Genomic DNA, 14,060 nt, shown 5'->3' on the forward strand with positions numbered 1-14,060 from the left:
GGCAGCCTGCGCTTCAGCCTATACCTGCGCCGCCAAACGGGCGCGTCGGGCACGCAAGCTGGTCATCAGCGATGGGCCCAGGGCCGTCAGGGCCGAGCCCAGGACTACCAAAGCTGCGCCGCCGTAGGCAATCCAATTGATCTGCTCGGGCCGGACATGCTCCGGCCACCAGGTCGCTGCCAGCGCTACCGAACCGAACGTCACCAGCGGCGTGATCGCCAGCGTCGCGCTGACCCGTGAGGCCTCCCAGTGCGCCAACGCCTCGGCGAACGCGCCATAAGCCACCAGGGTGTTCAGGCAGCAGGCAAACAGCAGCCATGCCTGCAACGAACTCAATTCGAAGACCTGCCGCGGCTGCGCCCAAGGCGTCAGCAGCAGCGCACAGGCCAGGTAGATCACCATCATCACCTGCAACGAGTTCCACACCGTCAGCAACTGCTTTTGCGCCAAGCCATAAAACGCCCAGACAAACGCTGCCAGCAGCACGATCAGAACCCCGGCGGTGTAATCGGTCAACGACGTCAGCAATTCGCTCAGGCGCTGATTGAAAAACAGCGCAAAACCGCACAGCAGCACGGCCAGGCCAATGCCCTGGGCGAAACTGAAACGCTCACGAAAGACGAACAGACTGCTGATCAGCAGCAAGATCGGCGCGACCTGGATCACCAATTGCGTGGTGCCGGGGCTGAGCAGGTTCAGCCCCGTCAGGTAGAGCACATAGTTGGCACTTAACCCGGCAATCGCCAAGGCGAGCAGCCAACCGCCCTTGCGCCCCAGGGGACGGAAACGTGGCAACCCTTGAGACGCGGCCAGATAAGCCAGCAGAATTGACCCGGACACCAGCAGTCGATACCAGGTGACCGTGACCGGATCCATCACCTGCAGCACTTCTTTGAGTTTGATCGGCAACACGCCCCAGAGCAGAGCGGTGATCAGTGCCAGAAACAGGCCGTAGAGCCAACGGCCGGAAGAGATATGCATGACTGCCTCAAGCGCAAAGCTAACGGCGCAAAGCGCTATTTTATGTCGCCATGGCCAACCGACACAGTCACAGTTGAGCGGGGTTGCATGCGAAAACTGTATCGCTGACGAGAGGCGCAGAGCCACACAGTTGACGTCAAAAAACAAAAAATAAACGAAAATCCACGCAAAAAGAGTCAAAAACCAACCATTGGTCGTCAACTCAAACGAGTCCATCGGTGCGGATTAGACTGCAATTATTCGGCTTATTGCATGAGGCTCTTGCCATGTACGGTCAACGCACCATCGACCCCGGCCCCGGCACGCACTACCGCAGCGAGCGAGTCAGCGCAGTCAACGGCCAGTATTTCTTTGCCACCCGCGAAGGCACGCTAGAAGGCCCCTACTACACGCGCATCGACGCAGAGCGGGAAATCGACTCCTATATTCGCCGCATGATGCAGGCCAGCGGTAGCATCGAGAATCGAGCAGTCTGACCCAGCTGACGCAGCCCAAAAAAAAACGGGAGCCCAAACGGCCTCCCGTACTCATTCTCAGAGAAAAATCGCACCCGGCTCACACCGCGCGCAACAACTACCTCACCTGCGTTCCCGAAGCAACGCAGCCGCTAGTCTGACAAAAATCCCCACCCCCATGGGTTTAGCTTTGTTGTTGCTGTGCAAAGAAATGTAACCCGCATGCGGCTGGCAGGCCGCCACGGCAACCGGCAGAATGCCGGCATGAGCGACCTCTACCTGCCTCCCTGCTGTACCACGCTGAGCGATCACTGGCCTCTGCCCCTGGCGCTGCCCGGCGTACAGCTGATCAGTACGCGCTTCGACCCCGCGCGGCTCAGTGCCGTGGATTTTGAGCGCAGCGGCATCGCGGCCGTGAGCGGCGTGGCCAAACGCCAGACCGAATACCTCGCCGGCCGCCTGTGCGCACGCGAAGCCCTGCGCCGCGTGACCGGCACAGCCTCGGTGCCGGCCGTCGGCACCGACCGCGCCCCGCAGTGGCCCACCGAGGTTAGCGGCTCGATCACCCACGGCAGCAACTGGGCCGGCGCCCTCGCTGGGCACGCCAGCACCTGGCGCGGCCTGGGCCTCGATGTCGAGCGCAGACTGGCGCCGGCGCGCGCCGAACGCCTGGCGGCGCAGATCCTCACCCCTGCCGAATTGCAGCGACTGCTGGACCTGGCGCCCGAACAGCGCGCAACGCGCGTCAGCCTGACCTTCTCGCTCAAGGAAAGCCTGTTCAAGGCGCTCTACCCCTTGGTCTTGCAGCGTTTCTACTTTCAGGACGCCGAGCTGCTGAGTTGCCACGCCGACGGCAGCGCGCGATTGCGCCTACTGATCAAGCTGGGCAGCGACTGGCCGGTCGGCAGCGAACTGGATGGCCAGTTCGTCGAGTTCGACGGTTTTCTGCTCAGCCTGATTGCCATCCCGGCCTGATCCCTTGCAGAGCGCGGCCCAATCCACCGGGCAAATCCGATAAACTCCGGCCATTGCCGCCAGGAGTGCCCCATGCGCGAAGAACTCAACCAAGGCCTGATCGACTTTCTCAAGGCCTCGCCCACCCCCTTTCATGCCACTGCGAGCCTGGCCCAGCGCCTGGATCTCGCCGGCTACCTGCACCTCGACGAACGTGCGCCCTGGCATACCGAAGCCGGCGGCCGTTATTACGTCACCCGCAACGACTCCTCGATCATCGCCTTCAAGCTGGGCCAGCGCTCACCGCTTGAAGGCGGTATTCGCCTGGTTGGCGCCCACACCGACAGCCCCTGCCTGCGGGTCAAGCCGCAGCCGGAACTGCAGCGCCAGGGCTTCTTCCAGCTCGGCGTGGAAGTCTATGGCGGCGCCCTGCTCAGCCCCTGGTTCGACCGCGACCTGTCCCTCGCCGGACGGGTGACCTACCGTCGTGACGCCAAGGTGGAAAGCCAGCTGATCGATTTCCAGTGTCCAATCGCCGTCATTCCCAACCTGGCCATCCACCTCAACCGCGAGGCCAACCAGGGCTGGGCGATCAATGCGCAGAACGAACTGCCACCGATCCTGGCTCAACTGGCTGGCAGCGATGCGGCGGACTTCCGCGCCCTGCTCACCGAGCAACTGGCGCGCCAGCACGATTTCAGTGCCGATGCGGTACTCGACTTCGAGCTGAGTTTCTATGACACCCAGGCCGCTGCGGTGATCGGCCTGAATGGTGACTTCATCGCCGGTGCGCGGCTGGACAACCTGCTGTCCTGCTACGCTGGCCTGCAAGCCCTGCTCGCCGCCCCCGATGAGGAAACCTGCGTGCTGGTGTGTACCGACCATGAAGAGGTCGGTTCGAGTTCGGCCTGCGGGGCCGACGGGCCGATGCTCGAGCAGGTGCTGCGCCGCGTGCTGCCGGAGGGCGACGGTTTCGTGCGGAGCATCCAGCGCTCGCTGCTGGTCTCCGCCGACAACGCCCATGCGGTGCACCCCAACTACCCGGACAAGCACGATGACAACCACGGCCCCAAGCTCAATGCCGGCCCGGTGATCAAGATCAACAGCAACCAGCGCTACGCCACCAGCAGCGAAACCGCCGGTTTCTTCCGCCACCTGTGCCTGGAAAACGAAGTGCCGGTGCAAAGCTTCGTGACCCGTAGCGACATGGGTTGCGGCTCGACCATCGGCCCGATCACCGCCAGCCAACTCGGCGTACGCACCGTCGACATCGGCCTGCCGACCTTCGCCATGCACTCGATCCGCGAACTGGCCGGCAGCCATGACCTGGCGCACCTGGTCAAGGTGTTGACCGCGTTCTACGCCAGCAGCGAGCTGCCCTGATGATCGGCGGCAGCTGCCTGTGCGGGGCGGTGGCCTATGCCATCGAGCGATTGGACAAGCCGATCGGGCATTGCCACTGCCTGACCTGCCAGAAAGCCCATGCAGCGGCCTTCGCCAGCACCGCCGGGGTTCTGCGCGAAGATTTCCGCTGGTTGCGTGGCGAGGAAAAACTGTCCAGCTACCAATCATCGCCCGGCAAACTGCGCCATTTCTGCTCGATCTGCGGTTCGCACTTGATCGCCGAACGCAGCGGCCAGGCCCATCTCATCGTCCGTGTGGCCACCCTCGACCAGGACCCCGGGGTACGTCCGGCCCAGCACATCTGGACCAGCCATGAGCGCCCCTGGCTGAGCGGCGACCAACTGCCGACCTATGCCGAGTGGCCACCGGGGCGCTGAATCACTCCGGCACCTCGACGCTGACATGCAGCGCATCGTGGCGCCAGAACTCCAGGTCGCAATCGATGATACGGCCGTGCTGGTCGCGGTTGACCCGGACGATGCGCAACGCCGGGCTGCCCACCGCCACTTTCAACGCCGCAGCAGCTTCGTTGTGCAGAGCGGTAGGCACAATATCGAAACGCACCCGACCGTAATGAATGGCGTATTCGCTGGCATACAGTTCAGTCAGCGACAGGGTCAGATCGAAGTCGAGCACGCCGGGGAAATAGCTCGGATTGAGGTAGTGCTCGACATACAGCACCAGGCGACCGTCGATGCGCCGTGCCCGGCGAATCTGGATCACGCTGGACAACGCCGGCAATTCCAGCAGCTCGCAGATTTCCACCGGAGCTGGGAGCAGTCGCGCCGAGAGTACCTCGGTGGCGGGCACTCGCCCCTGCCCGGCGACCATCGCATGAAAATGCGAGCGCACCAGCGGGTTGTAGGCCAGCCGCGGTGGCGAGACGAACCAGCCGCGGCGCTCCTCACGATAGATCAGGCCCTGCGCCTCCAGCTGACCGAGCGCCTCACGCAGGGTAATGCGAGTGGTATCGAAGACTTCACTGAGTTTGCGCTCGGCCGGCAACTGGCTGCCGGACGCCAACAGGCCATGCTCGATCTGTTCTTGCAAGGCCCGGCAGATGGTGGTGACGGCACGCGGCGCTGTATCGCGCATCAAGATCTCCCCTTTTGGACTAGTCCAGCCTCCTTACAGGGCATGAACCAGCGGATTAAACCGCACTGACTAGGTTGCAAGGCTAGGCATTGCAGATGACCAGCCGATGACAGAAGACTAGCAAGCACGCCCCATGCCAGCAGAAATTACCGTGCGCACCACAGAATCAGCCACTTATCTATGGTCTACGCTTGTTCTGCGCGGATTCGCCAAGCGCTTGGACATCCACGAGGAACCGGCAATCATAAAACTGTCACTTGCCGAGCCTAAATTGGCGTGGGTCTTGCTGATCTAGACCAACACTCTCACCGCAAAGGAGTTTCCAATGAAACAACTGCTGCTGGCTTCATTGATGGGCACAGCCATCGCCCTGGCGACCTCGGCCATGGCTGCCGACACGGATCTGCAAACGCTGGAACAAGCCGCACGCGCAGAAGGCGCGGTAAACAGCGTGGGCATGCCGGACAGCTGGGCCAACTGGAAGGACACCTGGGTGGACCTGGAGAAACTCTATGGCCTCAAACACATGGACACCGACATGAGTTCGGCCCAGGAAATCGCCAAATTCTCCGCCGAGAAAGACAACGCCAGTGCCGATATCGGCGACGTTGGTGCAGCGTTCGGCCCCATTGCGGTACAGCAGGGTGTTACCCAAGCCTACAAACCGAGCACCTGGGAACAGATTCCGGGCTGGGCCAAGGACGCTGACGGCCACTGGATGCTCGCCTATACCGGCTCCATCGCCTTCATCGTCAACAAGCAACTGGTCAAGGACATCCCGCACTCCTGGGCCGAACTGAAACAGGGCAAGTACAAGGTCGCTATCGGTGACGTCAGCGCCGCCGCCCAGGCAGTCAACGGCGTACTGGCCGCGGCCATCGCCAACGGCGGCGACGAGACGAACATCCAGCCAGGCCTGGACTTCTTCGCCGAAATCGCCGAACAAGGCCGTCTGTCGCTGGCCAACCCGACCATCCAGACCCTGGAGAAAGGGGAAGTGGAAGTCGGCGTGGTCTGGGACTTCAACGGTCTCTCCTATCGCGACCAGATCGACCCGAGCCGCTTCGAAGTACTGATCCCTTCCGACGGTTCGGTGATTTCCGGCTACAGCACCATCATCAACAAGTACGCAAAGAACCCCAACGCCGCCAAGCTGGCGCGCGAGTACATCCTCAGCGACGCCGGCCAGATCAACCTGGCCAAAGGCAACGCCCGGCCGATCCGCGCCGAGCACCTGACCCTGCCGGCCGAGGTTCAGGCCAAGCTGCTGCCTAACGCGCAATACGCCAAGGTGCAGCCGATCAAGGATGCCGCCGCCTGGGAGGCCACCTCCAAGGCCCTGCCGCAACAATGGCAGGAAAACGTCATCATCAATATGGAATAAGCGGCCGCAGGATGGATTGAGCGCAGCGATACCCATGCTGGAGCGCCTCGATGGGTATCGCCAGCTCACCCCATCCTACGCGTCTGCCCAATACCGGCGACAGAGACCCCTCCTATGAAGCACAACGTCATCCTGGTGGTACTGGATGGCCTGAACTACGAGGTGGCCCGGCATGCGCTGGGGCATCTGCAGGCCTATTGCGGCGCCAAGCGTGCAGCCTTGTACAAGCTCGACTGCGAGCTGCCGTCGCTGTCCCGCCCGCTGTACGAATGCATCCTCACCGGCGTTCCACCGATCGACAGCGGCGTGGTGCATAACCAGGTGGTGCGCCTGTCCAACCAGCGCAGCATCTTTCATTACGCGCGTGACGCCGGCCTCTGCACTGCCGCCGCGGCCTATCACTGGGTCAGCGAGCTGTATAACCGCGCGCCCTTCGAGGCCGCCCGCGACCGCCATAGCGATGACCCCGAACTGCCGATCCAGCATGGGCACTTCTACTATGCCGATCACTACCCCGATTCCCATCTGTTCGCCGACGCGGAAAGCCTGCGCCGGCGCCACAGCCCGAATTTCCTCCTGGTACACCCGATGAACATCGACGACGCCGGTCACAAGCACGGTCTCGACAGCGCGCAATATCGCAACAGCGCGCGCGCTGCCGACGTGCTGCTCGCCGACTACCTGCAAGGCTGGCTCGAGGCCGGCTACCAGGTGCTGGTCACCGCCGACCACGGCATGAACAACGATCGCTCGCACAACGGCCTGCTGCGTGAGGAGCGCGAAGTGCCGCTGTTTGTACTGGGCTCGGCCTTCAGCCTGGATCGCGGTGCCCAACCCAAGCAGACCGAGCTGTGCGGCACCATCTGCCAGCTGCTCGGCGCGGCCCACGACAAACCCGTCTGCCGGGAATTATTGAAATGAGCGCGCCACTCGAACAAAGCGCCAAATTACCCGGCGATGCGCCCCCCCTCGCTACGCCACGGGCGCGCCTGGCGCCGCAGCTCAAGGGCAAATGGCTGGCCGCGCTGTGCCTGCTGCCCTTCGCCGTGTTCTTTCTGCTGTTCCAGATCGCGCCGCTGGTCTGGGTGGCGACCAACAGCCTGAACAGCGCCGAAGGCTGGGGCCTGGCCAATTTCGCCAAAATATTCGGCTCCAGGTTCTACCTGCAGGCGATCAAACACAGCCTGCAGATTTCCTTCTGGTCGAGCCTGTTCGGTATGAGCATTGCGATCCTGGGCAGCTATTCGCTGCGTCAGGTGGACTCCAAGCTGCGCGACTTCGTCATGGCCTTCTCCAACATGACCAGCAACTTCGCCGGCGTGCCGCTGGCCTTCGCCTTCATCATCCTGCTCGGTTTCAACGGCGCGCTGACCCTGCTGCTGATCAAAATCGGCCTGATCGAGAGCTTCAACCTCTACTCGAAGAACGGCTTGATCGTGCTCTATACCTACTTCCAGATTCCCCTCGGCGTGCTGCTGCTCTACCCGGCCTTCGACGCCCTGCGTGAGGACTGGCGCGAATCCGCCGCACTGCTTGGCGCCAACACCTGGGACTTCTGGCGACATATCGGCCTGCCGGTGCTGACCCCGGCGCTGCTCGGCACCTTCGTCATCCTCCTGGCCAACGCCCTGGGCGCCTACGCCACCGTGTACTACCTGACCACCGGCAACTTCAACGTGATGCCGATCCGCATCGCCGGCCTCGTTTCTGGCGACATTTCCCTCGACCCGAACCTGGCCAGCGCCCTGGCGATGATTCTGGTCGGCCTGATGGCGGTGATCACCGTGGCCCATCAACTGTTGCTGAAGAGGAGCAAGCATGTCTCGCGCTAACCCTGCTCCAGCGGCGCTCTACCACCGCGTCGTGGTCTGGCTGCTATTCCTGATCCTGCTGCTGCCGCTGGCCGGTACCCTGCTCTATTCGTTGTCCACCAGCTGGTCGGCGACCATCCTGCCGGACGGCCTGACCCTCAAGTGGTACCTGGCGCTGTGGAGCGATGAGCGTTTTCTCAATGCCTTCGGGCGGTCGCTGCTGGTGTGCTTCGGCGCCCTGGCGCTGTCGGTGCTGTTGATCCTGCCGTTGCTGTTCGTGGTGCATTACCACTTCCCCAGGCTCGACGGGCTGATGAATATCCTGATCCTGCTGCCCTTCGCCGTGCCGCCGGTGGTGTCCTCGGTGGGCCTGCTGCAGTTGTACGGCTCGGGGCCGCTGGCAATGACTGGTACGCCGTGGATTCTGATCGGCTGCTACTTCACCATCGCCCTGCCCTTCATGTACCGCGCCATCACCAACAACCTGCAGGCGATCAACCTGCCGGACCTGATGGACGCCGCCCACCTGCTCGGCGCCAGCACCTGGAAGGCGGCATTTCTGGTGGTACTGCCCAACCTGCGCAAGGGCCTGATGGTGTCGCTGTTCCTCTCGTTCAGCTTTCTGTTCGGCGAGTTCGTGTTCGCCAATATGCTGGTCGGCACCCGTTACGAAACCCTGCAGGTCTACCTCAACAACATGAAAAACAGCAGCGGCCACTTCAACAGCGCCCTGGTGATTTCCTACTTCTTCTTCGTACTGGTCTTCACCTGGGCCGCCAATCGCCTGAACAAGGACAAGTCATGAGCTACCTGAGCATCCAGAGCCTGCACAAAAGCTTTGGCGACATCTCGATCTTCAGCGATATCAACTGCGAAATCGGCAAGGGCGAGTTCGTCACCCTGCTCGGCCCCTCGGGTTGTGGCAAGTCCACCCTGTTGCGCTGCATCGCCGGTCTGACCGAAGTGGGCGGTGGGCAGATCCTCCTCGATGGCGAAGACCTGGTACCCCAGGCGCCGCAGAAGCGCGGCATCGGCATGGTATTCCAGAGCTACGCGCTGTTCCCCAACATGACCGTGCAACAGAACGTCGCCTTCGGCCTGCGCATGCAGAAGGTCGCCAAGGAGGAAAGCACCCAGCGCGTTCAGGAAGCCCTGGCCATGGTCGAACTCGGCGACTTCGCCGGGCGCTACCCGCATCAGCTGTCCGGTGGCCAATGCCAGCGCGTGGCCCTGGCCCGCTCCCTGGTCACCCGCCCGCGCCTGCTGTTGCTCGACGAACCTTTGTCAGCCCTGGACGCACGGATTCGCAAACACCTGCGCGAACAGATCCGCAGCATCCAGCAGGAACTCGGCCTGACCACCATTTTCGTCACCCACGACCAGGAAGAAGCCCTGGTGATGTCCGACCGGATCTTTCTGATGAACGCCGGCAGGATCGTCCAGAGCGGCAATGCCGAGACCCTCTACACCGCGCCAATCGATGCCTTCGCCGCCGGTTTTATCGGCAACTACAACCTGCTCGACGCCGATGCCGCCAGCCGCCTGCTTGGTCGGCCGATCGGCAGCCGTGTGGCCATTCGTCCGGAGGCCATCCGGATCGACAGCCAGGGCAGCATCGAAGGGAAAATTCGCAGCCACAGCCTGCTCGGCAACGTCATCCGCTACCGCATTGAAGCCCGTGGCGTCGAGTTGCTGGTCGACGTACTCAATCGCACCGTGACCGACATGCATGGCAGCGGCCAGCGTATCGCCCTGAGCATCGACGCCGATGCGATCCGGGAGGTGGCGTAATGGCCCTGGCAATCTTCGATCTGGACGAAACCCTGATTCACGGCGACTGCGCCAGCCTGTGGAGCGCGGAAATGGCCAAGCTCGGCTGGGTCGACGGCGTGAGCTTTCTGCAAAAAGACCAGCAACTGATGGCGCTCTATGCCGAAGGCAAACTGGCCATGGAAGACTACATGGCCTTCAGCCTCTCGCCGCTGGTCGGACGCAGCGCCGAAGAAGTCGCCTTCGTCGTCGAACCCTATGTCGAGGATGTGATCGAACCGCTGCTCTTCAGCGACGCCACCCGTTGCCTGGCCAACCACCGCGCCGCCGGTGACCGCATCCTGATCATCTCCGCTTCCGCACACTTTCTGGTCAGCGCCATCGCCGCGCACCTCAAGGTCGAGGATGTGCTGGCCATCGACCTCGAAGAGCAACACGGCACCTACAGCGGCCACACCCAAGGCGTACTGACCTACCGCGAGGGCAAGGTCACGCGCCTGCGGGCCTGGCTCGAAGAACAGGGTGAAAGCCTGGACGGCGCCTACTTCTACTCCGACTCGCGCAATGACCTGCCGCTGCTGCAACTGGTGAGCAAACCGCACACGGTCAATCCGGACCCGGTGCTGCGCCGGCATGCCGAACAGGCCGGCTGGCCCATTCTAAGCTGGCGCTGACGACCTGCCGCGGCCGGCGACAAAGCCGTTCCCAGCACAGCAAACTGATAACTCGGATAAACCAATGGCGCCAGAAGGCGCCATTGGGTTGAACAACGAGCTAACAGCGGCTTTTGCAGCGGGCGGTCAAAGCGCCGCCAATCCGCGCGCCAGATCGGCCTTGAGGTCGACGATGTCCTCCAAGCCCACAGCCACACGAATCAGATTGTCGCGGATACCGGCGCTGGCGCGCTCGGCCGGTGTCAATCGACCGTGGGAGGTGGTCGCGGGGTGAGCGATGGTGGTTTTGGTATCGCCCAGATTGGTGGTGATCGAAATCACCCGGGTCGCGTCGATAAAGCGCCAGGCTGCGTCCTTGCCGCCCTTGACTTCGAAACTGACCACCGCGCCGAAGCCACTCTGCTGACGCTTGGCCAACTCATGCTGCGGGTGGCTGGGCAGCCCCGAATAGTAGACATGCTCGATACCCGGCTGCTGCTCCAGCCACTCGGCCAACAGCTGGGAACTGGCGCAATGCGCCTGCATGCGCACCCGCAGGGTTTCCAGGCCCTTGAGGAAGATCCAGGCGTTGAACGGGCTGAGGGTCGGCCCTGCAGTACGCAGAAAACCGACCACTTCTTTCATCAGCTCCGCCTTGCCGGCGACCACGCCGCCCATGCTGCGACCCTGACCGTCGATGTACTTGGTCGCCGAATGCATGACGATATCCGCCCCCAGCTTGAGCGGCTGCTGCAGCGCTGGTGTGCAAAAACAGTTATCCACCGCCAGCAGCGCGCCCTTGGTGTGGGCTATTTCCGCCAGCGCGGCGATGTCCACCAGTTCGGCCAGCGGATTGGATGGCGACTCGACGAACAGCAGCTTGGTGTTGGGCTTGAACGCAGCACTCCAGGCGTGCAGATCGGCCAGCGGCACATAATCGACTTGCACCCCAAAACGCTTGAGGTATTTCTCGAACAGGCTGATGGTCGAACCGAACACACTGCGTGATACCAGGACATGATCGCCGCTGCTGCACAGGCTCATGACCATGGCCAGGATCGCCGACATGCCGGACGAGGTCGCCACGGCTTGCTCGGCACCTTCCAGCGCGGCGATGCGCTCCTCGAAGGCACGCACCGTGGGGTTGGTGTAACGCGAGTAGACGTTGCCCGGTACTTCACCGGCAAAGCGGGCGGCAGCATCGGCAGCGGTGCGGAACACATAGCTGGACGTCGGGTAAATCGCCTCGCTGTGCTCACCCTCAGGCGAGCGATGCTGGCCGGCGCGTACCGCCAGGGTGTCGAAACCTACCCCATCGAGATCGCTATCCAGGCGACCCGCATCCCATTCAATCGTCATGGCCTTTGTTCTCCGCCTTCAGCACCCAACCGTGGCCCGGATTAGAGCCGGGCCAGACTCTTGCAGCCTGTGACTTAACGCTGCCGCTTAGTCGTTATACAAATCGATAATCGCGCTGGCCGCCTGGGACTTGACCTTGGTGCCGTCATTACGCGCCTGCTCGATCCTGTTCAGGTAACACTCATCGACATCGCCGGTGATGTACTGGCCATCGAATACCGCGCAGTCGAAGTGCTCGATCTTGATCTTGCCGCCACCAACCGCCTCGATCAGATCGCTGAGATCCTGATACACCAGCCAATCCGCGCCGATCAGCTCGGCGACCTGCTCGGTGCTGCGGTTATGGGCGATCAGCTCGTGGACGCTCGGCATGTCGATGCCGTACACGTTGGGGTAACGCACTGCTGGCGCGGCCGAGCAGAAGTAGACGTTCTTCGCCCCCGCTTCACGCGCCATCTGGATGATCTGCTTGCAGGTGGTGCCGCGCACGATGGAATCATCCACCAACATCACGTTCTTGCCGCGGAACTCCAGGTCGATGGCGTTGAGCTTCTGCCGTACCGATTTCTTGCGTGCAGCCTGGCCCGGCATGATGAAGGTACGACCGATATAGCGGTTCTTGACGAAGCCTTCGCGGAACTTCACACCCAGGTGATTGGCCAGTTCCAGCGCCGAGGTACGGCTGGTATCGGGAATCGGAATGACCACGTCGATATCGTGATCCGGACGCTCGCGCAGGATCTTCTCGGCCAGTTTCTCGCCCATGCGCAAGCGCGCCTTGTACACCGAGACACCGTCCATGATCGAATCCGGACGCGCCAGGTAGACATGCTCGAAGATGCACGGCGAGAGATGCGGATTGCTCGCACACTGGCGGGTCGACAGCTTGCCGTCCTCGGTGATGTACACCGCCTCGCCCGGCGCCAGATCGCGAATCAGGGTGAAGCCGAGCACGTCCAGCGACACGCTCTCTGAGGCGATCATGTACTCCACGCCTTCATCGGTGTGGCGCTGCCCGAAGACAATCGGACGAATGCCGTTGGGGTCGCGGAAACCGACGATGCCGTAACCGGTAATCATCGCCACCACCGCATAACCACCGATGCAGCGCTGATGCACCTCGCTGACCGCGGCGAAGATGTCTTCCTCGGTCGGCTGCAACTTGCCGCGCTGGGCCAGTTCGTGGGCGAACACGTTGAGCAGCACTTCCGAGTCGGAGTTGGTGTTCACATGCCGCAGGTCGGACTCGTAGATTTCCTTGGCCAACTGTTCGACGTTGGTCAGGTTGCCGTTGTGCGCCAGGGTGATGCCATAGGGCGAGTTGACGTAGAAGGGCTGCGCCTCGGCCGAACTGGAGCTGCCGGCGGTGGGATAGCGCACATGGCCGATGCCCATGTGGCCGACCAGGCGCTGCATATGGCGCTGGTGGAAGACATCGCGCACCAGGCCATTGTCCTTGCGCAGAAACAGCCGCCCATCGTGACTGGTTACAATACCGGCAGCATCCTGGCCGCGGTGCTGGAGGACGGTTAGGCCGTCATACAGCGCCTGATTGACGTTCGATTTACCGACGATACCGACAATGCCACACATGTGACGCAACCCCTACTGAAGTGAAACAGGCTAATTCTGAATGCGTTTAAGGCAGTTTATGCTGCATCAGCGCTTCTTTGAACGGCAGCTCAGCAGGTGCGCTGATACCGCTGGCAAGCCACTCGCTGGACACCCCAAGAATGAGGTTCTTCGACCAGTCCGCGACCATTAAAAAATGCGGCAGCAGCGTCGATTGCTGCCACCACGGATCCTGCTGCACCGGCGCCAGGCTGAGTAGCCCGACCAGCACGACGACCAGCAAGCCGCCACGGGCGGCGCCGAACACCATACCGAGTAAACGATCGGTGCCGGAAAGGCCGGTGACACGAATCAGTTCACTGATCAGGTAATTAACCAGCGCACCCACCAGCAAGGTGACGATGAAGAGTAAGGCACAGGCTGCTATCACCCGCGCCGAAGGGGTTTCGATCCATGCACCAAGGTGCTCGGACAGGGCGCCACCAAACATCCAGGCAACCACGCCGGCAATGATCCAGGTGAGCAAGGACAAGGCTTCCTTGACGAAACCACGGCTCAAACTGATCAAGCTCGATACGGCGATGATGGCGATAATCGCCCAATCGACCCAAGTGAATGCCAC

Annotated in this window: 15 protein-coding genes; 10 read left to right on the top strand and 5 right to left on the bottom strand. The window is 62.2% G+C overall.

The features are described 5' to 3' along the window. Positions 1–18: 18 nt before the first annotated feature. Positions 19–981: a DMT family transporter gene (locus tag PH586_RS18325; protein WP_271349369.1), complete on the bottom strand. Its 963-nt coding sequence runs from the start codon at positions 979–981 to the stop codon at positions 19–21. A gap of 266 nt (positions 982–1,247) precedes the next feature. On the opposite strand from PH586_RS18325, the gene PH586_RS18330 reads away from it, so the two are divergent. The 4 genes from PH586_RS18330 to PH586_RS18345 all read left to right on the top strand — a co-directional run bounded on the left by PH586_RS18330 (position 1,248) and on the right by PH586_RS18345 (position 4,171). Continuing rightward, positions 1,248–1,457 (top strand): DUF6316 family protein, encoded by a 210-nt coding sequence (locus tag PH586_RS18330; RefSeq protein ID WP_271349213.1) that lies wholly within the window; start codon positions 1,248–1,250, stop codon positions 1,455–1,457. A gap of 243 nt (positions 1,458–1,700) precedes the next feature. Beyond that, positions 1,701–2,411 carry a 4'-phosphopantetheinyl transferase family protein gene (locus PH586_RS18335; RefSeq protein WP_271349370.1) on the top strand — a complete coding sequence of 237 codons (711 nt, stop codon included), beginning with the start codon at positions 1,701–1,703 and terminating at the stop codon, positions 2,409–2,411. Between the two features lie 72 nt (positions 2,412–2,483). Continuing rightward, positions 2,484–3,773, top strand: a complete 1,290-nt coding sequence (locus PH586_RS18340) for a M18 family aminopeptidase (protein WP_271349215.1) — start codon at positions 2,484–2,486, stop codon at positions 3,771–3,773. After that, entirely contained in the window at positions 3,773–4,171 is a 399-nt protein-coding gene (locus PH586_RS18345; protein WP_271349217.1) for a GFA family protein, read from the top strand. The genes PH586_RS18340 and PH586_RS18345 overlap by 1 nt, the downstream gene beginning before the upstream one ends. Before the next feature lies 1 nt (position 4,172). Here PH586_RS18345 and PH586_RS18350 read toward each other — a convergent pair whose 3' ends face one another. Beyond that, positions 4,173–4,889, bottom strand: a complete 717-nt coding sequence (locus PH586_RS18350) for a UTRA domain-containing protein (RefSeq protein WP_271349219.1) — start codon at positions 4,887–4,889, stop codon at positions 4,173–4,175. Positions 4,890–5,214: 325 nt separating this feature from the next. On the opposite strand from PH586_RS18350, the gene PH586_RS18355 reads away from it, so the two are divergent. The 6 genes from PH586_RS18355 (at position 5,215) to PH586_RS18380 (ending at position 10,528) form a co-directional block, all read left to right on the top strand. Further along, the gene (locus tag PH586_RS18355) at positions 5,215–6,273 is read left to right on the top strand and encodes an ABC transporter substrate-binding protein (protein ID WP_271349220.1); all 1,059 of its coding nucleotides are present in this window, start codon (positions 5,215–5,217) and stop codon (positions 6,271–6,273) included. 114 nt (positions 6,274–6,387) lie between these two features. After that, positions 6,388–7,194 carry an alkaline phosphatase family protein gene (locus PH586_RS18360; protein ID WP_271349221.1) on the top strand — a complete coding sequence of 269 codons (807 nt, stop codon included), beginning with the start codon at positions 6,388–6,390 and terminating at the stop codon, positions 7,192–7,194. Further along, the gene (locus PH586_RS18365; RefSeq protein ID WP_271349222.1) at positions 7,191–8,105 is read left to right on the top strand and encodes an ABC transporter permease; all 915 of its coding nucleotides are present in this window, start codon (positions 7,191–7,193) and stop codon (positions 8,103–8,105) included. Before PH586_RS18360 ends, PH586_RS18365 begins: the two co-directional genes overlap by 4 nt. Then, a complete protein-coding gene (locus PH586_RS18370; protein ID WP_271349223.1) occupies positions 8,092–8,889 on the top strand; it encodes an ABC transporter permease in 798 nt (265 codons plus the stop codon). Before PH586_RS18365 ends, PH586_RS18370 begins: the two co-directional genes overlap by 14 nt. Continuing rightward, positions 8,886–9,875: an ABC transporter ATP-binding protein gene (locus tag PH586_RS18375; protein WP_271349225.1), complete on the top strand. Its 990-nt coding sequence runs from the start codon at positions 8,886–8,888 to the stop codon at positions 9,873–9,875. The genes PH586_RS18370 and PH586_RS18375 overlap by 4 nt, the downstream gene beginning before the upstream one ends. After that, positions 9,875–10,528, top strand: coding sequence for an HAD family hydrolase (locus tag PH586_RS18380; RefSeq protein WP_271349227.1), 654 nt, complete (start codon positions 9,875–9,877; stop codon positions 10,526–10,528). Before PH586_RS18375 ends, PH586_RS18380 begins: the two co-directional genes overlap by 1 nt. A 126-nt stretch (positions 10,529–10,654) precedes the next feature. Here PH586_RS18380 and PH586_RS18385 read toward each other — a convergent pair whose 3' ends face one another. The 3 genes from PH586_RS18385 to PH586_RS18395 form a co-directional block, all read right to left on the bottom strand. Further along, a complete protein-coding gene (locus tag PH586_RS18385) occupies positions 10,655–11,866 on the bottom strand; it encodes an O-succinylhomoserine sulfhydrylase (protein ID WP_271349228.1) in 1,212 nt (403 codons plus the stop codon). An 87-nt stretch (positions 11,867–11,953) separates the two neighbouring features. After that, positions 11,954–13,459 (bottom strand): amidophosphoribosyltransferase, encoded by a 1,506-nt coding sequence (gene purF, locus PH586_RS18390; RefSeq protein ID WP_271349229.1) that lies wholly within the window; start codon positions 13,457–13,459, stop codon positions 11,954–11,956. Between the two features lie 46 nt (positions 13,460–13,505). Beyond that, positions 13,506–14,060: a CvpA family protein gene (locus PH586_RS18395; protein ID WP_238042810.1), complete on the bottom strand. Its 555-nt coding sequence runs from the start codon at positions 14,058–14,060 to the stop codon at positions 13,506–13,508.

It is taken from the genome of Pseudomonas aestuarii (genome assembly GCF_027988105.1).
Classification (GTDB): Bacteria; Pseudomonadota; Gammaproteobacteria; order Pseudomonadales; family Pseudomonadaceae; genus Aquipseudomonas; species Aquipseudomonas aestuarii.

Coding starts and splice junctions, on each gene's coding strand:
- PH586_RS18325 (WP_271349369.1), bottom strand. CDS start 981: ATGCATATCTCTTCCGGCCGTTGGCTCTACGGCCTGTTTCTGGCACTG.
- PH586_RS18330 (WP_271349213.1), top strand. CDS start 1,248: ATGTACGGTCAACGCACCATCGACCCCGGCCCCGGCACGCACTACCGC.
- PH586_RS18335 (WP_271349370.1), top strand. CDS start 1,701: ATGAGCGACCTCTACCTGCCTCCCTGCTGTACCACGCTGAGCGATCAC.
- PH586_RS18340 (WP_271349215.1), top strand. CDS start 2,484: ATGCGCGAAGAACTCAACCAAGGCCTGATCGACTTTCTCAAGGCCTCG.
- PH586_RS18345 (WP_271349217.1), top strand. CDS start 3,773: ATGATCGGCGGCAGCTGCCTGTGCGGGGCGGTGGCCTATGCCATCGAG.
- PH586_RS18350 (WP_271349219.1), bottom strand. CDS start 4,889: ATGCGCGATACAGCGCCGCGTGCCGTCACCACCATCTGCCGGGCCTTG.
- PH586_RS18355 (WP_271349220.1), top strand. CDS start 5,215: ATGAAACAACTGCTGCTGGCTTCATTGATGGGCACAGCCATCGCCCTG.
- PH586_RS18360 (WP_271349221.1), top strand. CDS start 6,388: ATGAAGCACAACGTCATCCTGGTGGTACTGGATGGCCTGAACTACGAG.
- PH586_RS18365 (WP_271349222.1), top strand. CDS start 7,191: ATGAGCGCGCCACTCGAACAAAGCGCCAAATTACCCGGCGATGCGCCC.
- PH586_RS18370 (WP_271349223.1), top strand. CDS start 8,092: ATGTCTCGCGCTAACCCTGCTCCAGCGGCGCTCTACCACCGCGTCGTG.
- PH586_RS18375 (WP_271349225.1), top strand. CDS start 8,886: ATGAGCTACCTGAGCATCCAGAGCCTGCACAAAAGCTTTGGCGACATC.
- PH586_RS18380 (WP_271349227.1), top strand. CDS start 9,875: ATGGCCCTGGCAATCTTCGATCTGGACGAAACCCTGATTCACGGCGAC.
- PH586_RS18385 (WP_271349228.1), bottom strand. CDS start 11,866: ATGACGATTGAATGGGATGCGGGTCGCCTGGATAGCGATCTCGATGGG.
- purF (WP_271349229.1), bottom strand. CDS start 13,459: ATGTGTGGCATTGTCGGTATCGTCGGTAAATCGAACGTCAATCAGGCG.